A 20,047-nucleotide genomic window follows, 5' to 3' on the forward strand; every position below is an offset into this window, starting at 1 on the left:
CTCTGCCGCGACGCGGCGGGAGGTCCCGCCGATTGTGAGGAGCCATGCAAGCGACCACCGATACGAGCGCGAATTCCCTGCCCGACATGAAGCTATCCGTGCGGCAGGTCTTCGGCATCGACACCGATCTCGAGGTGCCGGCCTATTCGACGCCCGAAGAACACGTGCCCGACCTCGATCCCGACTATCTGTTCGACCGGGAGACGACGCTCGCCATCCTCGCGGGCTTTGCCCGCAACCGCCGTGTCATGGTCACGGGCTATCACGGCACCGGCAAGTCGACGCATATCGAGCAGGTCGCGGCGCGCCTCAACTGGCCCTGCGTGCGCATCAATCTCGACAGCCATGTGAGCCGCGTCGACCTCGTCGGCAAGGACGCGATCGTGCTCAAGGAAGGCAAGCAGGTCACCGAGTTCCAGGACGGCATCCTGCCCTGGGCGCTGCAGCACAACGTCGCCCTCGTCTTCGACGAATACGATGCGGGCCGTCCGGACGTGATGTTCGTCATCCAGCGCGTGCTGGAACTGTCCGGCAAGCTGACGCTGCTCGACCAGAAGCGCGTTATCCGCCCGCATCCGGCCTTCCGCCTGTTCTCCACGGCCAATACCATCGGCCTCGGCGACACCTCGGGCCTCTACCACGGCACGCAGCAGATCAACCAGGGCCAGATGGACCGCTGGTCGATCGTGACGACGCTCAACTACCTGCCGCACGACAAGGAAGTGGCGATCGTCCTCGCCAAGGCCAAGCACTACCAGAGCGGTGAGGGTCGCGACATCGTCAACAAGATGGTGCGGCTGGCGGACCTGACGCGCAACGCCTTCATCAATGGCGACCTGTCGACGGTCATGAGCCCGCGCACGGTCATCACCTGGGCCGAGAACGCGGACATCTTCGACGACATCGGCTTTGCCTTCCGCGTCACCTTCCTCAACAAGTGTGACGAGCTGGAGCGGCCGCTGGTGGCGGAGTTCTACCAGCGCTGCTTCGGCAAGGACTTGCCGGAATCGGCTGTCAACGTCGCCCTGAGCTGACGGGAGACGAGAGGGCAGCGCCGTGAGCATCTCCAACCGCAAGCCCGCCACGTCGAAGGAGGCGCCGAGCGAGCCGCTGAAGCGCGCCGTCGCCGGCACGATGCGGGCCATCTCTCGTCGGCCGGAGCTCGACGTCGCTTTTGCCGTGGATCGGCCGGCACTCGTCGGCGAGCGCGCGCGCCTGCCCGAGCCGCCGCGCCGCATGAGCGAGGCGGACGCCGCCATCCTGCGCGGCCATGCCGATGCGATGGCGCTCCGGCTTGCCTGTCACGACGAGGCCGTGCATCGTCGCTTTGCCCCGGACGGGCAGGCTGCGCGGGCGCTGTTCGATGCCGTCGAGCAGGCGCGTGTCGAGGCCATTGGCGCGCGGCGCATGAGCGGTGTCGCCGCCAATCTCTCGGCGATGCTCGAGGACCGTTGCCACCGCGCGAACATGCAGGACGTCGCCGATCGCAGTGATGCGCCCATCGAGGAGGCGGTCGCCATGATCGTGCGCGAGCGGCTGACCGGCCAGCGCCCGCCGCCGTCCGCGCGCAAGCTCGTCGACATCTGGCGCGACGTGGTCGAGGACAAGGCGAGCCGCGAGCTCGACAGGCTGGTTGCGTCGGTGGAGGACCAACGCCTGTTCGCCCGCGGCGTGCGTGACATTCTCGTAAGCCTCGACATGGCCGACGAGACGGATCTCGACGCCGAGGACGAGGCGGACGAGGACAGCGAGGACAAGTCCGACCAGCAGCAGGACGAGAACGAGGGCGAGGGCGAGCGCCAGTCGCAGGATGAGGGCGGCGAGTCGGAGAGCGCCGCCGAGGCCATGCAGGAGCTCGAGGAGGGCATGAGCGAGGCCGCCGAGGCGCCCTCCGGTGAGATGCCCGACGATGCCGATGTTTCGGAGGCAGACGATGCCGGCGAATCTCGCCGCCCGCCGACATCGCTGTCCAACGAGCCGCGCGGCCCGGAATACAAGGCCTTCTCGACGCGCTTCGACGAGACGGTTGCCGCCGAGGAGCTCTGCGATGCCGAGGAGCTGGCGCGGCTGCGCGGCTATCTCGACAAGCAGCTCGCCAATCTCCAGGGCGTCGTGGCGCGTCTCGCCAACCGCCTGCAGCGGCGCCTTCTCGCGCAGCAGAACCGGGCTTGGGAATTCGACCTCGAAGAGGGGATGCTGGACCCCGCGCGTCTGCCGCGCGTGGTGACGGATCCGTTCCAGCCGCTCTCCTTCAAGCGCGAGAAGGACACCGACTTCCGCGATACGGTGGTGAGCCTGCTCATCGACAATTCGGGCTCCATGCGCGGGCGGCCGATCACGGTGGCCGCAACCTGCGCCGACGTCCTCGCCCGCACGCTGGAGCGCTGCGGTGTCAAGGTGGAGATCCTCGGTTTCACGACGCGCGCCTGGAAGGGCGGGCAGTCGCGCGAGCTGTGGCTCCAGTCCGGTAAGCCGGCCAATCCCGGTCGCCTCAACGACCTGCGCCACATCGTCTACAAGGCGGCCGACGCGCCCTGGCGCCGTGCCCGGCGCAATCTCGGCCTGATGATGCGGGAGGGCCTCCTCAAGGAGAACATCGACGGGGAGGCGCTGGATTGGGCGCACAAGCGCCTCCTGGTGCGGCCCGAACAGCGCCGCATCCTGATGGTGATCTCGGATGGCGCGCCGGTCGACGATTCGACCCTGTCCGTCAATCCGGGCAACTATCTCGAGCGCCATCTGCGCCACGTCATTGCGGAGATCGAGGAGCGCTCGCCCGTCGAGCTCATCGCCATCGGCATTGGCCACGACGTCACCCGCTATTACCGTCGTGCGGTCACCATCGTCGACGCCGAGGAACTCGGCGGCGTGATGACCGAGAAGCTTGCCGAGCTGTTCGACGAGACGGCGAGCCGCGCCTCGCCCGTCGCCGGCCGACGCCAGCGCCTCCACGCATGAGATGGCTGTGGCCGACGCGCCGCGCCCTCCTCGGGGGCGGGCTGGCGACCGCGGGTCTCGCCGCCTTCGGGCTGCACCGCGTCAATGCCCGCCCGCCGGTGCCGGACGGGCCGGTGCGCCTCAATGTCGAGGCGCGCCGCATCGACGCCTTCCGTCCGGGCGATCCCGGCCGCCAGCGCTTCGGCGCGCTCGTCTTTCGCGGCGGGCTGCAGCTCAAGGCGGATTATGAGGGATTCGGTGGCTTTTCCGGCCTTGCTTTCGCGGACGACGGCCGGCTCGTCGCGATCTCCGATGCGGCCGAATGGCTCGTCGCCCGGCCGGAGCGCCAGGGCGATCGCCTCGTCGGCCTCGCCGAGGCGGTGATGGCGCCGATGCTCGCCGGCAACGGCGTGCCGCTGGCGGCAACATCGGCTTACGACACCGAGAGCCTCACGATCGCCGGCGGCACCGCCTATGTCGGCGTCGAGCGCGTGCACCAGATCCTGAAGTTCGACTGGGCCCGGTCGGGCGTCGCGGCACGCGCCGAACGTCTTGCCGTGCCGGACGAGGCACGTCGCCTGCCCCGCAACCGCGGGCTCGAGGCCATCGGCGTCGCGCCGCGCGGCAGCCCCGTCGCCGGTGCCATCGTCGCCATTGCCGAGCGCTCGGGCGAGGACGAGACGGCCGGCTTCATCATCGGCGGGCGGCGGCCCGGCCGGTTCGCGTTCGGCCGGCGGGACGGCTTCGACGTGACGGATCTCGCCTTCCTGCCCGGCGGCGATCTGATCGTGCTGGAGCGGCGCTACGTGCCGCCCTTCAGCATCGGCATGCGCATCCGGCACATCGAGGGACGGGCGCTCGTGCCGGGCGCCGTCCTCGACGGCACGGCGCTCATCGAGGCGGACAACGGCTACGAGATCGACAACATGGAGGGGCTCGCCGTGCGCCGCGGCGCCGCGGGCGAGACCATCCTCACCGTCATCTCCGACAACAATTTCTCGATGATGCAGCGCACGCTGCTGCTGGAATTCGCCCTGGCACCCTAGGCGCCGTTCAGGAGGCGCGGGCCTCGACCGCAGGGCGGACAAGGCCCATGAGGGCGCCGTAGGGCACCAGCATGGCGAGCGCCATCGCGACCTTGACGATGAAGTCGCAGATTGCCCAGCCGATCCAGACGGGAACGGTCGCTGCAAGCGGCCCGCCGCCATAGGTGACGAGATCGGTCACATCGCCCGCGAAGGCGAGGGTGAAGAACAGGGCCGTGTCGAGAGCTGAGCCGAGGAGGCTGCCGGTCAGCGGTGCTTTCCACCACGCGAGCCGGCGCAGACGGTTGAACACGCCGATGTCGAGCAGTTGCCCGACGAGGAAGGCGGTGCCGGAAGCGAAGGCGATGCGCGGGCTCGCCGCGACGACGGAAGCGGCCAGGGCAAGCACGAAGCCGACGATGACGAGCCGGCGTGCCGTGGCGGCACCATAGCGGCGGTTGGTAAGGTCGGTGACGAGGAAAGCGACCGGATAGGTAAAGGCCCCCCAGGTCAGGTAATCCTCAAGGCCCCAGGGCGTGAAGGGGTGCTGCACCGCGATGTTGGACGCGAGTACCACCAGCGCCATGGCGGTGACCGGCGCCCATAGGCGGCGCGTCCGCGCCGGCAAGAAGGGGCGTCGATCACGGTCCATGGTCGGCTTCTCTCACCAGTCGCGGGTGCCCAAACACAAACGGGCGGCCGTGAGCCGCCCGCAGGAAGACTGGCGCGCCGGCCTTATTCGGCGGCGGCGAGCTTCTTCTCGACCTCGCGCTTGAGCGCGCGGGCGCCCTGCGACAGGTCGCCGTCGGCCGCCTTGACGAGGAAGGCATCAAGGCCGCCGCGGTGCTCGACCGAGCGCAGGGCGGCAGCGGCGATGCGCAGGCGAACGGCGCGGCCGAGCGCATCCGACTGCAGCGTGACGTTGCACAGGTTCGGCAGGAACCGGCGCTTGGTCTTGCGGTTCGAGTGGCTCACGAGGTGGCCGGTCAGAACCGCCTTGCCCGTCAGTTCACAACGGCGTGCCATGATGATTCGTCCTCAACGCTACAGGTGCCGCCGACCAGGCAAAGCCCCATGACCGGCAACCGTCGCCGGCGGCTGGGCACCACATGTCCCGAGAAAGTCGCGGGTGTATAGTGGACTTCGCCCGTGTTCGTCAAGGACGTGAACGCGCGCATCTCGCCAAACGGCGAGGAAAGCGCCACGATTCGGACTGATTCGCAGGCCAGTTAAGGACGAGCGGGCACCCGGGGTTCGACATGCAGGCGCGCTACCGATTGAGGCGAGGGAAGTCTCTTCCCCGCATGCTGGGCCGCTCCGGCTGGAGCACGGCCTGCCTTCGCGCGTCCGCGGGCGCGTCTCTCGCCTTGGTGGCCTTCGTGTCGCAGGCCGCCGCCGGCACGGTCGAGGCGAGATACGACATTTCGTTGATGGGCTTCAAGATCGGCGTCGCCACCGTCAAGGCTGATATCGACGGGGATCGCTATGACCTGTCGATCTGGGCCAAACTCACTGGCCTTGCAGGGGTGATGACCAGCGGCAAGGGGGCTGCCACGGCAACAGGCAGCCTCGACGGCAGCCGCCCCGCCCCGGGCACCTTTGCCATCACCACCGCAGGCTCCGAAAAATCCATCACCGTGCGCATGGCCATGTCTGGCGGTACCGTGCAGGCCCTCGAGGTCAATCCGCAGATCGAGCCGCATCCCGACCGAATCGCTGTCACTGATGCGCATCGGCGCAATGTGCTCGATCCGGTCAGCGCCCTTCTGATGCCCGTCTCGGCCACGCTGTCGCGGACGAATGCCGCGAGCGTGAGCGCGAACGCCTGCCGGCGCACCCTGCCTATTTTCGACGGGGCCGCCCGTTATGACATCAGCTTGACGCCCAGGACCGTGCGCACGGTGAACGGCAACGGCTATCAGGGACCTGTCGCAGTCTGCGACGTGCGCTATTCCGCCATTGCCGGGCATCGTGCCAACCGCAAGGTGACGAAGTTCATGGAGGAGAACAGGGACATGCAGGTGTGGCTCGCGCCGCTCGCCGGCACGCGCCTGTTCATGCCCTACCGCATCGCCGTGCGCACGCCCATCGGCCTCAGCGAGATCGAGGCGACGAGCCTGACGATGGACGGTGTCCCCCTCGGCCGGGACATGTCGCCGGTCCGCGCCCAGAACTGAAAGCGGGGGCCGATCCGGCGCTTTACGCTTCCGCGAAGAAGGAATGCGTGCGTGTCCCGATTCCTGTGCCATTTCAGCACGGCGTGGTAAACGCGCGGCGTTTCCAGGGCGGCGCGCGCTCGTAGCGCCGGCGGCAACTTGTGCCTCTCTCATGGGGCGGCCACGATATCTTGCGCAGACCGAACCGTGAACGGTGCATTGGCAGTGATTCGTCGCACCTCCGTTCCCGTTTCGGCCTGACCGTTAACGTCGCGGCCGCCGGCGGCCATCCGGAGCGTTAATATTTGCCAATTGCAGAAAGCCGGCCCCGTTAACCATTCCAAGTGCTTCGCCGTGCCTTGGCTGGAGGTTCCATATCGGTCGTTTGTGGCGCAGGGCAGGTTCAGCCACCATATGTCGTGGCGAACGAATCCTGATTCTGCACGAGTCAGCGATTCGGGCTCCCTTCGTTCGTGGCCTGTTCGCATCGTTAAAAAGCGCGCGGGCGGGCGTTCCGCTGTGGTACAGGAGGGTGCCGGAGCAAAGCTTCGCGGCGCCGGACCGTTTATCGTAATCGGGATCGCATGCTTCTTCGATCATTGCCGCCTTCCGTGCGCGCCCGCGGGGTCACCGCCGTGCTTGGGCCGACCAATACGGGCAAGACGCATCTCGCCATCGAGCGCATGCTGGCGCACGACAGCGGTATAATCGGCCTGCCGCTGCGCCTGCTGGCGCGGGAGGTCTACGGCCGCCTCGTCGAACGCGCCGGCGCCGATCAGGTCGCGCTCGTCACGGGCGAGGAGAAGATCAAACCACTCAACGCCCGCTACTGGGTGGCGACTGTCGAGGCCATGCCGCGCGACCTCGATGTCGCCTTCTGCGCCATCGACGAGATACAGCTCGCTAGCGACTTCGATCGCGGCCACGTCTTTACCGACCGGCTGCTCAACCAGCGCGGCCGCTCCGAAACCCTGATCATAGGCGCGGCCACAATGCGCCCGCTCGTCGAGAGGCTGCTGCCGGGGGCCAACATCGTCTCGCGGCCGCGTCTCTCGCAACTGAGCTATACCGGAGAAAAGAAGATCACGCGCCTGCCGCGGCGCTCTGCCGTCGTGGCCTTCTCGGCCGAGGAGGTCTATGCCGTCGCCGAGCTGATCCGACGGCAGAAGGGTGGGGCGGCCGTTGTCCTCGGAGCTCTGAGCCCGCGCACGCGCAACGCCCAGGTCGAGCTCTTCCAATCCGGCGAGGTGGATTATCTCGTCGCCACGGATGCCATCGGCATGGGCCTCAACCTCGACGTCGATCATGTCGCCTTTGCCAGCGAGAGGAAGTTCGACGGTTACGGCTTTCGCCAGCTGACCCCTGCCGAATTCGGCCAGATCGCCGGCCGTGCCGGCCGTCACATGCGGGATGGCACCTTCGGCACGACGGGTCGCTGCCCGCCCTTCGATTCCGAGCTCGTCACGGCACTCGAGGACCATGCCTTCGATCCGGTGCGCATGTTGCAGTGGCGCAATCCCGACCTCGATTTCTCCTCGCTGGCTGCCCTGCAGCGCAGCCTCGCTGCGCCGCCGCGCGAGGAGGGGTTGACGCGCGCCCCCACGGCCGAGGACGAGGCGGCGCTCGACATCGCTGCCCGCGATGCCGAGGTGCGCCGCCTCGCCGGCTCGCGGTCGGCGGTCGAGCGGCTGTGGGAGGTGTGCCAGGTGCCGGACTACCGGCGCGTCGCATCGGCCGCTCATGCCGACCTCGTCGTCACGATTTACCGCGATCTCGTCAGCAACGGCGTGCTAGCGGAGGACTGGTTCGCCCGTCAGGTCGGCCTCGTCGACCGCACCGACGGCGACATCGACACACTTTCCGCACGCATCGCGCAGGTGCGCACATGGACCTTCGTCGCCAACCGTCCCGACTGGTTGACCGATCCCGAGCATTGGCAGGCGCGAACCCGTCAGGTAGAGGACAGGCTGTCGGATGCGCTGCACGAGCGTCTGGCCAGTCGGTTCGTCGACCGGCGCACCAGCGTCCTGATGCGGCGTTTGAGAGAGAATGCGATGCTTGAAGCGGAAGTCACCGCCGCTGGGGATGTGCTGGTCGAGGGCCAGCACGTGGGCCAGCTCCACGGATTTCAGTTCGCCGCGGACCCGCAGGCGGACGGCACCGAGGCCAAGGCCCTGCGCGCCGCAGCGCAGAAGGCGCTGGCCGGCGAGATCGAAATGCGCGCCGAGCGCCTGGCCAACGCCGGGGATGATACGTTCGTGCTCGCGAACGATGGCGTCGTGCGCTGGATGGGCGAGGCCGTAGCGCGGCTGGTGCCGGGCGAGAAGTTGCTGGGCCCGCGCCTGCGCATCCTCGCCGACGAGCATCTGAGTGGTCCGGCGCGCGACAAGGTCGAGCAGCGGCTGGACCTCTGGCTCAAGGCGCATGTCGGCAAGCTGCTCGGGCCGCTTATCGCCCTCGAGGAGGCGAACGAACTCAATGGCATTGCCCGTGGCATCGCGTTCCAGATCGCCGAATCTCTTGGCGTGCTAGACAGGGCGCGCGTGGCGCAGGAGGTCAAGGGCCTCGACCAGGAGCAGCGCGGCGCTCTCAGGCGCATGGGCGTGCGGTTCGGCGCCTATCATCTCTACTTGCCCCAGCTCCTGAAGCCGGCGCCGCGGGCGCTTGCCGCGCAGCTCTGGGCGCTCAAGCACGGCGGCCTCGACGTCAAGGGGCTCGACGATATTCCCCATCTCGCCGCCTCCGGACGCACGTCCATTCCCGTCGATGCCGAGGCGCCGAAGGCGCTGTATCGCGCCGCCGGCTTCCGCGTCTGCGGCGAGCGGGCCGTGCGGGTCGACATCCTCGAGCGCCTCGCTGATCTCATCCGCCCGGCCATCGCCTACCGGCCCGGCACGACGCCCGGCGAGCCGCCGGCCGGCGCGGCCGATGGCGACGGCTTTGTCGTCACCGTCGCCATGACCTCCCTCGTCGGCTGCTCGGGCGAGGATTTCTCCTCGATCCTCAAGGCGCTGGGCTATGTCGTCGACCGCCGCCCGGGGCCGGCCATCACGGTGCCGCTCGTGCCGGCGCCCCGTCAGGTGACGCCGCCGCAGCCCGGTCTGCCGGACGCGGCTGCCGAAGCGCTGGGGGATGCGCCGGCCGAGCCAGTTGCCGAGACGGGGGCGACCATCGCCGAACGGGCAGCCTCCGAGGATGCGGCCGGCGAGACGCCGTTGGCAGACGAGCCGGCTGAGCAAGAGGCCAACACCCGAGAGGATACCGCCCAGGAAGTCGTCGCCCAGGAACTGGCCGCGCAGGAACCTGCTCCCGTGGGAGAGAGTGGGGTGGACGAGCCTGCTGCGCAGGAAGGCGCAACGGAAGCGCCGGCGGAGCCGGCTATCGTCGAGGTGTGGCGTCCGCACCGGCATCATCACCACGCGCAGCAGCGGCAGGGCGCGGAAAAGCGCGGCCGCCGCCATGGCCGCGCCGAGGCGCCGCGTGAGGGCGGGCCGGGGCGTCCCGACAGACCGGCGGTGCGTGGACCGATGCGTTCGGCCCAGCCGCGCAACGGCGGGCCGGCCGAAGGGCGATCCGAGAAACGGGCCGACGGCGGGCCGCGTCGCGGCAAACCCGGGGAGGGACGCGGCGAGCGCCGCCACGAACAGCGCAACGAGCGCGCGCCAGATCCCCATTCGCCTTTTGCCAAGCTGCTCGCCCTCAAGCAGCAGCTCGAAGCGCGGGACGACAAGAAGTAGCGGCGCCACGGGGCCTCGCGTCCCGCCGCCAGCGCGGACGGAGTGCATGACCGAGCAGGAAGCCGAGCGGCTGCGTCTCGACAAGTGGCTGTGGCACGCGCGCATGGCCAAGAGTCGCACGCTCGCGGCCAGGCTGGTGACCGCCGGCCACGTGCGCCTCAACGGCCGGCGCATGGAGGATCCCGCCCGCCGCATCGGCAGGGGGGATGTCCTCACGATCGCGCTCGCGCACGGGACTTTCGTCGTCACCGTCATGGCGCTCGGTACGCGCCGCGGGCCTGCGGCAGAAGCGCGCACCCTCTATGTCGAGAATTTGCAGGACGGCCCTGCAGCCAGCGAATGAGTGCGCTCTGGCATCGTCCCGGCTGGCCCCTTAAGTCACACGATGGGCGGATGTGCGAGGTCGCAATCCACGCGCGGCCGTCGCGGCCGCGCGCGACGAGACGTCGCTTGCTTTGCGGACGCGGAGCGGGTAGAGCGCGCTTTCGCAACTGACGGACGGGCGCGGGCCCGCCTTCGAACACGGGGCCAGGCGGCAGGAGAAGCGGATGACCTACGTCGTCACCGACAACTGCATTCGTTGCAAGTATATGGATTGCGTCGAAGTTTGCCCCGTCGACTGTTTCTATGAAGGCGAGAACATGCTCGTCATCCATCCCGACGAGTGCATCGATTGCGGTGTGTGCGAGCCGGAATGCCCTGCCGAGGCGATCAAGCCGGACACGGAGCCTGCGCTTGAGAACTGGTTGAAGCTGAACGCCGATTTCGCCAAGGTGTGGCCGAACATCACCCAGAAGCGCGAGCCGCCGGCCGATGCCAAGGAGTTTGATGGCGTCCCGGGGAAGCTGGAGAAGTATTTTTCGCCCGAGCCGGGAGAAGGGGATTGAGCGCCTTGCCCCGTCCGCTCGCGGGGTGCGGCGCGGTAGGCCTTTGATTTTCACTGCATTTTATGATAGGTTGTTGTTCTACAGTCGGTTAGCGCAATGGGCACGGTCGTTTTCGCCGTACTTTGTTCAGCCAAAGAACGTCAGTAGCGGAACCTGCGATGTCCTCGCAGGCGCCCAAGGCCTTTGCGCGACACGGGTTCATCGACTGAGATCGGTTTGCGAGGCAGAGGTGTCCCTCCTGCCCCGCTGGTGTTGTGCCACCGCCGCGGATCAGCCTTCCCGGTGGTGGGGCGTATCGTCCGTTTTGAGGCGAGTGCGATCAGGAGGCGACCACTATCATGACGAATGCCAAGAAGACCGCCCAGCGTCAGGGTTTCAAGACGGGGGAATCCATCGTCTATCCCGCTCATGGCGTCGGCCAGATCGTCGCCATCGAGGAGCAGGAGGTCGCCGGTTTCAAGCTGGAACTGTTCGTCATCACATTCGAGAAGGACAAGATGACCCTGCGCGTGCCGACCACGAAGGCGGCAAGCGTGGGCATGCGCAAGCTCGCCGAGACACCGCTGGTCGCCAAGGCGTTGGAGACGCTGACCGGCCGCGCGCGCATCAAGCGCACCATGTGGTCGCGTCGTGCCCAGGAGTACGAGGCCAAGATCAATTCGGGCGATCTCATCGCCATCGCCGAGGTGGTGCGCGACCTGCACCGTTCCGATGCCCAGCCCGAGCAGTCCTACAGTGAGCGCCAGCTCTACGAAGCCGCGCTCGACCGGATGGTGCGGGAGATCTCGGCCGTCAACCGCGTCACTGAGACCGAGGCGCTGAAGCTGATCGAGGACAGCCTTGCCAAGTCACCCAAGCGGGCGGCGAAGGCGCCGGTCGAGGCCGATGCCGACCTTGATGCCGAGGACGTCCAGGAAGAAGCCGCCTGAGCCCTGCGTTAGACAAGAGCCCGGCAGCAATGCCGGGCTTTTCGCTGTCTGACCGTCGCCGTTGCTGGCGGCGCGGTCCCGGGCTCCGCTTGCGCTGCGCCGGTTTCATCATTGGCCCGCGACGGGGGCCGGCCGCCTCGTGCGGCACGCGGCATGCACCTGCACCATTCGCAGGCGCGCCGTTCCGCGACCTGGCAGGCCGCGCAGCCGATCATTCTTCCGTGATGATCTTGTAGGTCCAGCCGGGCGTCAGCGGCTTGCCCGCAGTCAGGCCATTCAGCACGAGAAAGCGCTCGAGCGGCCGGTCGGGCGCCGACATGCGGCTTGCGAGGCTCTCGGGCGTGTCGCCGGGCTGCGCCGTGATCAAGGCGATGCGGCGCGGCCGGATGGACGCGATTTCGTGCGTGGAGAGCCGGCGGAAGCTCGCGAGGGTCTGTCGGAAGGCGCGCATGGTGGCGGTGCTGTTGTCGCGCGAGGCGTAGACGAGGCGGTAGACGGCACCGTCGACGCGGATGGCGGCCAGCTGGAAATACCACTCCTTGCCCTGGGTGGTGCCAGTCGCCGCCGGCAGGCCGTTGATCGTCGTCTCGGTGATGTTCTGGGTCGTCATGCCCTCGATCCAGCCCGAGGCGAGGAAGTCCCGGAGGCTCTGTGCCGGCGGCAGCTCGACGGCGTCGAGGCGGAGGGCATGCGAGCCGTCGGGCGAGACGCCGAACACGGCTTGGGCCGTATTATCGAGCTGGAATCCCTCCGGTCCGGCGAAGGTGATGCCCAGGCGCGGATGCTGGAAGCGGCGTCCCTGAACGACGCCGTCGGCCGGGTCCTCGCCATAGGCGATGCCGTTGATGGCGTTGAGATAGGCATTGCGGTCGGCCGCCCCAGCCCGCGTGCTGCTGGCCAGCCGTGCCGCGGCGATGGCCTGGGACACGCGCTCCGGCGTTGTCGGGTGGGTCGAGAGGAAGTTCTGCCCCTGGGCCGACCGGCTCGAGCTTCCATTGAGCTCGGCGTTGCGGCTGAGAGAGACGAGGAAGCGCGCCGCACCATAGGGGTCGTAACCCGCCTTGGCGATGGTGCGCACGCCGATGCGGTCCGCCTCGAGCTCCTGGGCGCGCGAGAAGCCTGCGATCGACAGGCGCGTCTCGTCTCGCACCTGCTCGCTCGCCGCCGGGTCGTTCAGCACCTCGGAGACCACGCGGCTGACGAGCATGGAGCGCTGCTCCATCTCCGCGCGCGCGACAGCGTGGCGTGCGGTGACGTGGGCGATCTCGTGCGCCAGTACGCCGGCGATCTCCGACGTGTCGTTGGCGAGCGCGAGCAGACCGCGCGTGACATAGACGTTGCCGGTCGGAAGGGCGAAGGCGTTGACAGTCGGGGAGTTGAGGATGGTGACGCGATAGCTCTCTGCCGGACGGTCGCTCGCCGGCGCCAGCTTGGCCACAACCTGCTGCAGCAACTGCTCGGCCCTGGCGTTGCGGTATTCGCCGCCGAGCGCGGTGACGAGTTGCTGGTGCTCGCGGCTTGCTGCCCGGTCGAGCCCCGTCAGCCGCGGCGCCGCCGGCGGCAGGGGGGCAGTGTCCGGCAGCCGGCTATTGTCGAAAGCACAGCCGGCCAGGAGAAGTGCCATGGCAAGTCCTGCCGCCAGACGCGCGGTACGTCCCGGCAAGACCAGACCTGTCCTGTCGCTCAGCCTGCTCATTCCGTTCCGGCCACCTCGATCCGCTCTATGTCTTCCGCCCGTGTTACCTCGATCAGCGGGCCGCCGCGCAGCTCGACGACGCCGCGTACACGCACCCGGCGCCCTTTGAGAGAGGCCGCAGAGAGACCGGCCGCGCGCATGGTCTCCCAGATCGGTTTCGAGACGGTGACCGTCATGTCCTCAGACCAGCTCCGGCCGAAATTGAGATAGGTACGGGCTGTACGCTCGCCTACACTCGCCACCGTGCCCTCGACGATGGCGAACCGCCCCGCCAAGGCTGCAAGCCCGTCAAGATCGCTCGCCTCCCGCACCGCATGCTCGGCTTCGCGCCACAGCCCGCGTACCTCGCGCCGCGCTTCTGTCTCTGCCGCGAGCAACGTCGGTATGCAACCCTTCACGCCATACTGCGGCCACACACGCGCCAAACCGTTCCGCACCAACAGCTCCTCGAGCATCATGACATCGGATGCGCCTTCGGCGTCGGTTGACGCGCGTTGTGGGAAAACGTCCCACGCGGCCGAAAAGTTCTTTCCGACCAAGATTGAGGCAACATTGCGGCCCCAGCGGTCCGTTCCCGCCCCGATTGCGGCAAGCGTGACCTCTTCTCCGGCGAGTGTTGCAAGTCGTCCACGCCAGGTTTCGGCCGCCGGCCCGTCCTGCGGCAGCAGGGCACCCGCGATCCGCACCGTGCGGCCGTCATCGAGATTCAGGTCGCCATGATGTGTGACGGCGGCGATGCGCGCCGTGCCGGCGATGCGCCCCGGGCAGGAGGCTGCGCGAGCCGGCGCCGCTGCGATGAGCGCCACGAGAACGGCCGCGATGCCGACATGATGCATGTGCCGCGCTGCAATTTCGAGAATCATGTGCTAAAGGGGCTGCGGTTGTCCCGGTAGCTCAGCAGGATAGAGCAACGGTTTCCTAAACCGTAGGTCACAGGTTCGAATCCTGTCCGGGACACCATCCCGTCCATTGTTATCCCGCCAGCAGTGGGCCGGCCAGCGCTTGCGGCGCCGCCCGCGCGTGGGCGCGTGGCAATTTGTGCCGGGCGGCGGTAGTCTCATGTTTCGGGAGCCAGCGGGGCGCCGCGGATGCAACAGACGGGAACCGGCAAGGCGCAACTGCGCCGCCCGGGGGATGGCGATGTCGCTCAAAGGCCCGCCGTGATCCGGCTGGTTGCGCTGGCGGCGCTTGTCGTGCTTTTCGATGTCTTTCGGCCGCAGATAGTCGGCATCGACTTCGAGCAGGCCATCGAGATCTATTCGCCGCTGTTGCGCGGCCTGCTCATCGGCATCTACGCCCTTGGCCTCTGCTTCGGCCTGATGGTGCCGCGCCGCTTCGCAGCCACGCTGCTGCGCGCGTGGCCCGTCTTCCCGGTGCTGCTTCTCGCGGCGTTGTCTGCCTTTTGGTCGCCGCTTCCGGGGGTGACATTGCAGAAGGCCTTCGCCAGCACGGCGACCTTCGTCCTCGGCTGCGGCTATGTTGCGTATTTCGGCGCCCGCGAGACCTTGCGTCTGGTCGCCATCGTCCTCGCCATCGGCATCCTCGCCAGCGCGCTCTTTGCCTTCGCTGCGCCCGAACAGGCGTTGCACCAGCGCACGGATGCCTTCGAATCCATCCATGCCGGTGTCTGGCGGGGCGTCTTCTACCATCGCGTGCTGCTGGGTCAGGCGGCGGCCCTCACATGCATCACCTGGCTCTTCTGCGCCGGGCCGTCCCTCGGGCCGCTCGTTCTGCGTCTCGCTATCGCCGCCGTGGCCGTGCTTTGTCTCGTGCGGTCGGAATCGGCCGGCGGCTATGCGGCGCTCGTCATCGGGGTTGCCGCCATGGCCGGGCTTCGCCTCCTCGAAGGGGCCGGGCGGAGCCTGCGCGGTGTGCTGCTGGTCCTTGGCCTCTTCTTCCTCGTTCCGCTGCTGCTCGCGTCGCAGGCGCTGCTCGCCGCCGGCATCATGGCCCTCGGCCGAGACCTCACCTTCACCGGCCGCTGGCAATTGTGGGTCCTGCTGATCGATCTCGCGAGGGAGAATCCCTGGCTCGGTTACGGCTTCAGCGCCGGCTACCAGGTGCTTCGGCCGGCCATCACAGCGATGTTCGGCTACGATTTCGTCAATCCGCACAGCGGCTACATGGACATTCTCATCGGCCTTGGCGTCGTCGGGCTCCTCGCCGCTCTCTTCGTCCTCTTCGTTCTCCTTCGCCAGTCCTTGCGTCTCGCCTTGCGGGAGGACGTGGCACGGCTCGGAGCCTTGCGCTGTATGCCTTTCGCCGTCGCTGTCTTCCTGATCGGTGCAAATGTGGTCGAAGCCATGCTGATCGAGAGCCGCGGCTTCGCCACCGCGCTGCTCGCGCTGACCTTCGCGGCCGCGGGTGATGCGGCACGCGGCATCACGGCTACCCGGCGTCGGGCTACGGGGCTGGCCGTTCTGCCCATCCTTTCGGGACAGACGCGATGAGGCGCGCCACGACCCTCCTCCCTGCCGTCGCGCTGGTCGCCGCCGGCCTTGTCATGTTGCGGTCCGAGTGCTGGGCAGTTCGCGCGATGGGAACCCTTGTGCCGGAGTTCGGCGCAAGACAGCTGTCGCGCGTCGCGATCGCTGATTCGCCCGTTCCGGGGCCGCTCGGCGACATCGAATCAGGCGAGGTTCTGGCCGTTGCGGCGCTGTCCTGCGACAGCGAGTGGCTCGTCCTGGTGGCGCGGAGGGCTCGCGATGAGGCGGAGCGGCAGCGCGGAGCCTGCGCCGATCTGCGCCGGCGCCTCGTGCGGGCCTCGCCCCGTTCGGGCGATGCCTGGCTTGCGCTGGCTGCCACCCACGTGACCGGGGGGCGCCTCGACGACCAGGGCAGGGCTGCCCTCGCCCTGTCGATCCGCACCATGCCTTTCGAGGCGTGGATGGCGGAGCGGCGGGTGCTCTTCGCCCTCGATGCCTTCGACGCCCTCACGCCGGACGAGCGCAGGCGCATCGCGGCGGATTTCGCCATCCTCGTGATGTCCGGGCATCGCATGCAGCACATCCTCGCGCGCGCGTCGCTGGACCCGCGGGCCGAAAAGGTCGCGCTGGCGCTGGGTGACTTGGCGGGCGGCGAGGTGCGCGCATGGTTCGCCACCCAGCTCGCGCGGCTCGATGCCGCCGAGAAGTGACGCTGTCCACAGGCCGCAGCGCGTCAGCCCGTTTGACACCCGCTCCGGCCGAACCCATATTCGATGGATGATGTTGAAGGTCGTGCCACAGCGCCGTTTCCTGCTTCGCGCGGGTTCTCTCATCGCGGGAATATAGCCCCGGACGCGGTGTGGCCATTGGGCTGCCCGGGTTCGGGGCAGCCGCCGGGCTTCGGCCTGACGACCGCCGGCGTAGGCCGGCCATACACGACATCACACGACAGTCATCCACATCATGCGGCTAGGGCGCCGCGCGCCGGCCGGCCGTAGAGGCGGTCGCGCTGCGAGGGCCGTTCCGCGAGCGGCCTGCCCGTCAGGAAGCGGCACCGGGCCGTCGAACGCTCATCGGGAGGTTATTCCATGTCCGCCGTATCGTCGCGCCGCGCCTTGCGCCGTCCGCCCATCACGGTCTCGCAGGAGGATTTCGACCGGCTTTACGCGCTGGCCGAGGCCGCGGCAGATCGCCAGCCGGAGGTTGCCGAGAATCTCCTGGGCGAGCTCGATCGGGCCAAGGTCCTTCCAGCCGGCAAGCTGCGCAGCGCCGTCGTCGCCATGGGCTCGCGCGTCACCTTCGAGGACGAGGTGACCGGCAAGGTGCAGACGGTCGAGCTCGTCTACCCCGGTGAGGCCGATATCGCGGCCGGCCGCATCTCCATTCTGACTCCAATCGGCGTCGCGCTCATCGGCCTCGCCGCCGGCCAGTCGATCTCGTGGGAGACGCGCAGCGGCGAGCGGCGGCAGCTCAAGGTCCACGCCGTCGAGGAGCGGTCCTGAGGCGCCAACGGGCGCCTCGGCGGTGACGCTCGGCAAAAAGCGTGATTGCAAGCGCCTCGTGAAACGGTAATGTGCCGGTGACGGTGCCTCGCTCCCGCGAGGTGAAAAGGGAACGCGGTCGAAAGCCGCGGCTGCCCCCGCAACTGTAGGCGGCAAGCGCCGGGCCGGATGCCACTGGGACCCATGGTCCCGGGAAGGCGGCCCGGAGCCGAGAGCCGCAAGCCAGGAGACCTGCCGTCGCCGATCCACGCGTGAGGCTGCCGGGTGTGGCAGCCAGGGAGATGCACGATGACCGCAGTCGCAACCGCCCGCGTTGCCAGCCGCGCCGAAGCCTTCAAGGTGGCGCTTCTCGCCTTCGTCCTCGGCACGGGCCTCGTCTTCGTGACGGGCTTCGCCCATCCCGACACCATCCACGACGCCGCGCACGACACGCGCCACGCCCTGAGCTTCCCCTGCCACTGACGGGCAATGCTTCAACGCGTGCTCGCGGTCGGCCTTGTGGCCGGCCTCGTTGCCGGGCTTGCGGTTGCGGTCCTGCAGCATTTCACCACGACGCCGCTGATCCTGGCGGCGGAGGTCTATGAGGTCGAGGCCGAGCAGCAGGCCCGTGGCCTGCTGGTGCCGGCCAATATCATCCTCGCTCACGGCGGCCACGGCGCCCGTGCTGCCGCATCGGGCGGTGAGGCCGGCTTCGATGCCGGCAGGGCCTTGCTGACCGGGCTTGCCACGATCGTCACGGCCGTCGGTTTCGCCCTCGTCATCCTCGCCGCCATGATCGCGGCAGGCGGGCGCATCGACGAGCGCCGGGCCCTCGGGTTCGCCTTCGCCGCCTTCCTCGCCGCCGGCCTTGCACCGGCCCTCGGCCTCGCGCCGGAACTGCCCGGCAGCGCCGCCGCGCCGCTGCTGGCGCGGCAGGTCTGGTGGATCGCGACGGCGGCGCTGACCGCGGGCGGCCTGTGGCTGTTCGTGCACCACGGCGCGTTCTGGGCCCGAGCTATCGCCCTTGCCATGATCGCGGCGCCGCACGTCGTCGGCGCGCCGCATCCGGCCGCCTACGAGAGCCGCGTGCCGGCCGAGCTCGCCGCCCAGTTCGCCGCCACCTCGCTCGCCGTCCAGGCGGTGCTGTGGCTGTCGACCGGGCTCCTCGTCGGTCTCCTCTGGCAGCATCTGGCCCACCGGGCGGGTGAGGCGTGATGGCGGCGCCCGACGTCACCGTCTTCGTCTGCGTCTCCTGCCGGCGGCGCGCCGACAATGCCGTCGGCTTCGATGAGCCGGGCCGCGTGCTCGCCGAGCGCCTCGCCGACCGGCTGGCCGATGACGCGCCCGGCGCCGCGGTGGTGCCGGTCGAGTGCCTCGCCGTCTGCAACCGCCCCTGCACGGTGGCGCTCGTCGGTGACGGCAAGTGGACCTATCTCGTCGGTGACCTCGACAACGAGGCCCATCTCGACGACATCGCCGCTGCCGCACGGGCTTATGGCGCCACCGAGAACGGCATCATCGCCTGGAAGGAGCGGCCGCTGCCCTTCCGCAAGGGCGTCGTCGCGCGCGTGCCGCCCCTGGCCTTTCGCCCGCAGACGCCGACGCCGGCCCTGAGCGGCAGCGATGCGCTGACGCAGGACTAGCCGCGCCGCTCCTGGCGCAGCCCCCGATTTTCTTGTGCCGCCGTGATGCGGCAGACTGGACCGACAGATGCAAGCGACCCTTCCAGCAACGACGGCCAAGGTGCCGTGTACCATCGTCACCGGCTTCCTTGGCGCGGGCAAGACGACCCTCGTGCGCCGCATCCTCGAGGGCGGCCACGGCCGGCGCATTGCCGTCATCGTTAACGAATTCGGCGACGTCGGCTTCGACGGCTCGTTCCTTTCCGGCTGCGGCATCGCCGGCTGCCCGGAGGAGGCGGTGGTGGAGCTGCCCAACGGCTGCCTGTGCTGCACGGTGGCGGATGACTTCGTGCCGGCGCTCGACCGGTTGCTCGCCATTGAGCCGGCGCCCGACCACATCGTCATCGAGACCTCGGGCCTCGCCCTGCCCAAGCCGCTCGTCAGCGCCTTCAACTGGCCGCAGATCCGCTCGCGCGTCACCGTCGACGGCGTCGTCGCCGTGGTCGACGGGCCGGCCGTGGCGGAGGGGCGCTTTGCCGACGATCCCGCCGCGCTGGCGGCGCAGCGTGCGGCGGACGAGACGCTCGACCACGACAATCCGCTCGAGGAGGTGTTCGAGGACCAGATTCTGTGCGCCGACCTCATCGTGCTCAACAAGACGGACCTGATGACCTCGGCCGAGATCGAGGCCGTGTCAGCACAGATTGCCAGCGAACTGCCGCGCGCGGTCAAGATCGTGCCGGCGGCCAACGGCGCCATCGACGCGCGCGTGCTGATCGGCCTCGGCGCGGCGGCGGAGAACGACCTTGCCGCCCGTCCGTCGCACCATGACGACATCGGCGAGCACGACCACGACGACTTCGAGAGCGCTATCTTCCCGGTGGCCGATGTCGATTCGCCCGAGGAGATCGCCCGGCGCGTCGCCGCCGCGGGCGCGGTGGATGGCGTCCTGCGCATCAAGGGTTTCCTCGCGCTGCCGGACAAGCCCATGCGGCTCGTGGTGCAGGCGGTGGGATCCCGAGTAGGCCATCATTTCGACCGGGCATGGAAGCCGGGTGAGGAGCGCGCGGGCCGGCTCGTCGTCATCGGCCTCAAGGGCTTCGACCGGGATGCGGTGGCGGGTGCGCTCGCCGGGTGAGGAGCGCGCGGGC

Annotated in this window: 19 protein-coding genes, 1 tRNA gene and 1 riboswitch; of the genes, 16 read left to right on the forward strand and 4 right to left on the reverse strand. The window is 68.7% G+C overall.

Going from position 1 to position 20,047, the window contains the following annotated elements:
* Window positions 1–44: 44 nt before the first annotated feature.
* Genes cobS through BOQ54_RS02520 form a run of 3 tightly spaced genes read left to right on the forward strand, consistent with a single transcriptional unit; the run spans window position 45 to window position 3,983 of the window.
* Window positions 45–1,034 carry a cobaltochelatase subunit CobS gene (gene cobS, locus BOQ54_RS02510; protein ID WP_055459756.1) on the forward strand — a complete coding sequence of 330 codons (990 nt, stop codon included), beginning with the start codon at window positions 45–47 and terminating at the stop codon, window positions 1,032–1,034.
* Window positions 1,035–1,056: 22 nt separating this feature from the next.
* The gene (cobT, locus tag BOQ54_RS02515) at window positions 1,057–2,958 is read left to right on the forward strand and encodes a cobaltochelatase subunit CobT (RefSeq protein WP_063188188.1); all 1,902 of its coding nucleotides are present in this window, start codon (window positions 1,057–1,059) and stop codon (window positions 2,956–2,958) included.
* Window positions 2,955–3,983, forward strand: a complete 1,029-nt coding sequence (locus BOQ54_RS02520; protein WP_071923179.1) for an esterase-like activity of phytase family protein — start codon at window positions 2,955–2,957, stop codon at window positions 3,981–3,983. Before cobT ends, BOQ54_RS02520 begins: the two co-directional genes overlap by 4 nt.
* A gap of 7 nt (window positions 3,984–3,990) precedes the next feature.
* On the opposite strand, the gene BOQ54_RS02525 is transcribed toward BOQ54_RS02520, so the two are convergent.
* The gene (locus tag BOQ54_RS02525; RefSeq protein WP_063188191.1) at window positions 3,991–4,614 is read right to left on the reverse strand and encodes a queuosine precursor transporter; all 624 of its coding nucleotides are present in this window, start codon (window positions 4,612–4,614) and stop codon (window positions 3,991–3,993) included.
* An 83-nt stretch (window positions 4,615–4,697) separates the two neighbouring features.
* The gene (gene rpmB / locus BOQ54_RS02530) at window positions 4,698–4,988 is read right to left on the reverse strand and encodes a 50S ribosomal protein L28 (protein ID WP_055459752.1); all 291 of its coding nucleotides are present in this window, start codon (window positions 4,986–4,988) and stop codon (window positions 4,698–4,700) included.
* Between the two features lie 353 nt (window positions 4,989–5,341).
* Between rpmB and BOQ54_RS02535 the strand changes: the two genes are divergently transcribed.
* The 5 genes from BOQ54_RS02535 (at window position 5,342) to BOQ54_RS02555 (ending at window position 11,671) form a co-directional block, all read left to right on the forward strand.
* The gene (locus BOQ54_RS02535; protein ID WP_186438018.1) at window positions 5,342–6,139 is read left to right on the forward strand and encodes a DUF3108 domain-containing protein; all 798 of its coding nucleotides are present in this window, start codon (window positions 5,342–5,344) and stop codon (window positions 6,137–6,139) included.
* Between the two features lie 563 nt (window positions 6,140–6,702).
* Window positions 6,703–9,855, forward strand: a complete 3,153-nt coding sequence (locus BOQ54_RS02540; RefSeq protein WP_071923181.1) for a helicase-related protein — start codon at window positions 6,703–6,705, stop codon at window positions 9,853–9,855.
* A gap of 46 nt (window positions 9,856–9,901) precedes the next feature.
* Window positions 9,902–10,198 (forward strand): RNA-binding S4 domain-containing protein, encoded by a 297-nt coding sequence (locus tag BOQ54_RS02545; RefSeq protein ID WP_063188197.1) that lies wholly within the window; start codon window positions 9,902–9,904, stop codon window positions 10,196–10,198.
* Between the two features lie 205 nt (window positions 10,199–10,403).
* A complete protein-coding gene (gene fdxA / locus BOQ54_RS02550) occupies window positions 10,404–10,742 on the forward strand; it encodes a ferredoxin FdxA (protein ID WP_055459748.1) in 339 nt (112 codons plus the stop codon).
* A gap of 338 nt (window positions 10,743–11,080) precedes the next feature.
* Window positions 11,081–11,671 (forward strand): CarD family transcriptional regulator, encoded by a 591-nt coding sequence (locus BOQ54_RS02555; RefSeq protein WP_071923182.1) that lies wholly within the window; start codon window positions 11,081–11,083, stop codon window positions 11,669–11,671.
* 211 nt (window positions 11,672–11,882) lie between these two features.
* On the opposite strand, the gene BOQ54_RS02560 is transcribed toward BOQ54_RS02555, so the two are convergent.
* On the reverse strand, window positions 11,883–13,295 hold the full coding sequence (locus BOQ54_RS02560) for a M48 family metalloprotease (RefSeq protein ID WP_082464834.1): 1,413 nt from the start codon (window positions 13,293–13,295) through the stop codon (window positions 11,883–11,885).
* A gap of 68 nt (window positions 13,296–13,363) precedes the next feature.
* Window positions 13,364–14,230, reverse strand: a complete 867-nt coding sequence (locus BOQ54_RS02565) for a thermonuclease family protein (protein ID WP_071923183.1) — start codon at window positions 14,228–14,230, stop codon at window positions 13,364–13,366.
* 20 nt (window positions 14,231–14,250) lie between these two features.
* On the opposite strand from BOQ54_RS02565, the gene BOQ54_RS02570 reads away from it, so the two are divergent.
* The 8 genes from BOQ54_RS02570 (at window position 14,251) to cobW (ending at window position 20,034) form a co-directional block, all read left to right on the forward strand.
* Window positions 14,251–14,327 (forward strand) — tRNA-Arg (locus BOQ54_RS02570).
* Between the two features lie 128 nt (window positions 14,328–14,455).
* The gene (locus tag BOQ54_RS02575; protein ID WP_055459745.1) at window positions 14,456–15,817 is read left to right on the forward strand and encodes an O-antigen ligase family protein; all 1,362 of its coding nucleotides are present in this window, start codon (window positions 14,456–14,458) and stop codon (window positions 15,815–15,817) included.
* A complete protein-coding gene (locus tag BOQ54_RS02580) occupies window positions 15,814–16,503 on the forward strand; it encodes a hypothetical protein (protein WP_071923184.1) in 690 nt (229 codons plus the stop codon). The genes BOQ54_RS02575 and BOQ54_RS02580 overlap by 4 nt, the downstream gene beginning before the upstream one ends.
* A 378-nt stretch (window positions 16,504–16,881) precedes the next feature.
* On the forward strand, window positions 16,882–17,295 hold the full coding sequence (gene rnk / locus BOQ54_RS02585) for a nucleoside diphosphate kinase regulator (protein WP_071923185.1): 414 nt from the start codon (window positions 16,882–16,884) through the stop codon (window positions 17,293–17,295).
* 64 nt (window positions 17,296–17,359) lie between these two features.
* A riboswitch (cobalamin riboswitch) is annotated at window positions 17,360–17,548 on the forward strand.
* 35 nt (window positions 17,549–17,583) lie between these two features.
* Window positions 17,584–17,757, forward strand: a complete 174-nt coding sequence (locus tag BOQ54_RS02590) for a CbtB domain-containing protein (RefSeq protein WP_071923186.1) — start codon at window positions 17,584–17,586, stop codon at window positions 17,755–17,757.
* A gap of 6 nt (window positions 17,758–17,763) precedes the next feature.
* Entirely contained in the window at window positions 17,764–18,489 is a 726-nt protein-coding gene (locus BOQ54_RS02595) for a CbtA family protein (RefSeq protein ID WP_071923187.1), read from the forward strand.
* Entirely contained in the window at window positions 18,489–18,917 is a 429-nt protein-coding gene (locus tag BOQ54_RS02600; protein WP_055459740.1) for a DUF1636 family protein, read from the forward strand. The genes BOQ54_RS02595 and BOQ54_RS02600 overlap by 1 nt, the downstream gene beginning before the upstream one ends.
* A 67-nt stretch (window positions 18,918–18,984) precedes the next feature.
* Window positions 18,985–20,034: a cobalamin biosynthesis protein CobW gene (cobW, locus tag BOQ54_RS02605; protein ID WP_071923188.1), complete on the forward strand. Its 1,050-nt coding sequence runs from the start codon at window positions 18,985–18,987 to the stop codon at window positions 20,032–20,034.
* The last annotated feature ends 13 nt before the right edge of the window (window positions 20,035–20,047 follow it).

The sequence above is a fragment of the Chelatococcus daeguensis genome (assembly GCF_001887265.1).
GTDB lineage: Bacteria > Pseudomonadota > Alphaproteobacteria > Rhizobiales > Beijerinckiaceae > Chelatococcus_A > Chelatococcus_A sambhunathii.

Excerpts from the sequence above, each read along its gene's own strand:
- cobS (WP_055459756.1), top strand. The coding sequence starts at position 45 with ATGCAAGCGACCACCGATACGAGCGCGAATTCCCTGCCCGACATGAAG.
- BOQ54_RS02520 (WP_071923179.1), top strand. The coding sequence starts at position 2,955 with ATGAGATGGCTGTGGCCGACGCGCCGCGCCCTCCTCGGGGGCGGGCTG.
- BOQ54_RS02525 (WP_063188191.1), bottom strand. The coding sequence starts at position 4,614 with ATGGACCGTGATCGACGCCCCTTCTTGCCGGCGCGGACGCGCCGCCTA.
- rpmB (WP_055459752.1), bottom strand. The coding sequence starts at position 4,988 with ATGGCACGCCGTTGTGAACTGACGGGCAAGGCGGTTCTGACCGGCCAC.
- BOQ54_RS02540 (WP_071923181.1), top strand. The coding sequence starts at position 6,703 with ATGCTTCTTCGATCATTGCCGCCTTCCGTGCGCGCCCGCGGGGTCACC.
- BOQ54_RS02545 (WP_063188197.1), top strand. The coding sequence starts at position 9,902 with ATGACCGAGCAGGAAGCCGAGCGGCTGCGTCTCGACAAGTGGCTGTGG.
- fdxA (WP_055459748.1), top strand. The coding sequence starts at position 10,404 with ATGACCTACGTCGTCACCGACAACTGCATTCGTTGCAAGTATATGGAT.
- BOQ54_RS02555 (WP_071923182.1), top strand. The coding sequence starts at position 11,081 with ATGACGAATGCCAAGAAGACCGCCCAGCGTCAGGGTTTCAAGACGGGG.
- BOQ54_RS02560 (WP_082464834.1), bottom strand. The coding sequence starts at position 13,295 with ATGGCACTTCTCCTGGCCGGCTGTGCTTTCGACAATAGCCGGCTGCCG.
- BOQ54_RS02565 (WP_071923183.1), bottom strand. The coding sequence starts at position 14,230 with ATGATTCTCGAAATTGCAGCGCGGCACATGCATCATGTCGGCATCGCG.
- BOQ54_RS02575 (WP_055459745.1), top strand. The coding sequence starts at position 14,456 with ATGCAACAGACGGGAACCGGCAAGGCGCAACTGCGCCGCCCGGGGGAT.
- BOQ54_RS02580 (WP_071923184.1), top strand. The coding sequence starts at position 15,814 with ATGAGGCGCGCCACGACCCTCCTCCCTGCCGTCGCGCTGGTCGCCGCC.
- rnk (WP_071923185.1), top strand. The coding sequence starts at position 16,882 with ATGTCCGCCGTATCGTCGCGCCGCGCCTTGCGCCGTCCGCCCATCACG.
- BOQ54_RS02590 (WP_071923186.1), top strand. The coding sequence starts at position 17,584 with ATGACCGCAGTCGCAACCGCCCGCGTTGCCAGCCGCGCCGAAGCCTTC.
- BOQ54_RS02595 (WP_071923187.1), top strand. The coding sequence starts at position 17,764 with ATGCTTCAACGCGTGCTCGCGGTCGGCCTTGTGGCCGGCCTCGTTGCC.
- BOQ54_RS02600 (WP_055459740.1), top strand. The coding sequence starts at position 18,489 with ATGGCGGCGCCCGACGTCACCGTCTTCGTCTGCGTCTCCTGCCGGCGG.
- cobW (WP_071923188.1), top strand. The coding sequence starts at position 18,985 with ATGCAAGCGACCCTTCCAGCAACGACGGCCAAGGTGCCGTGTACCATC.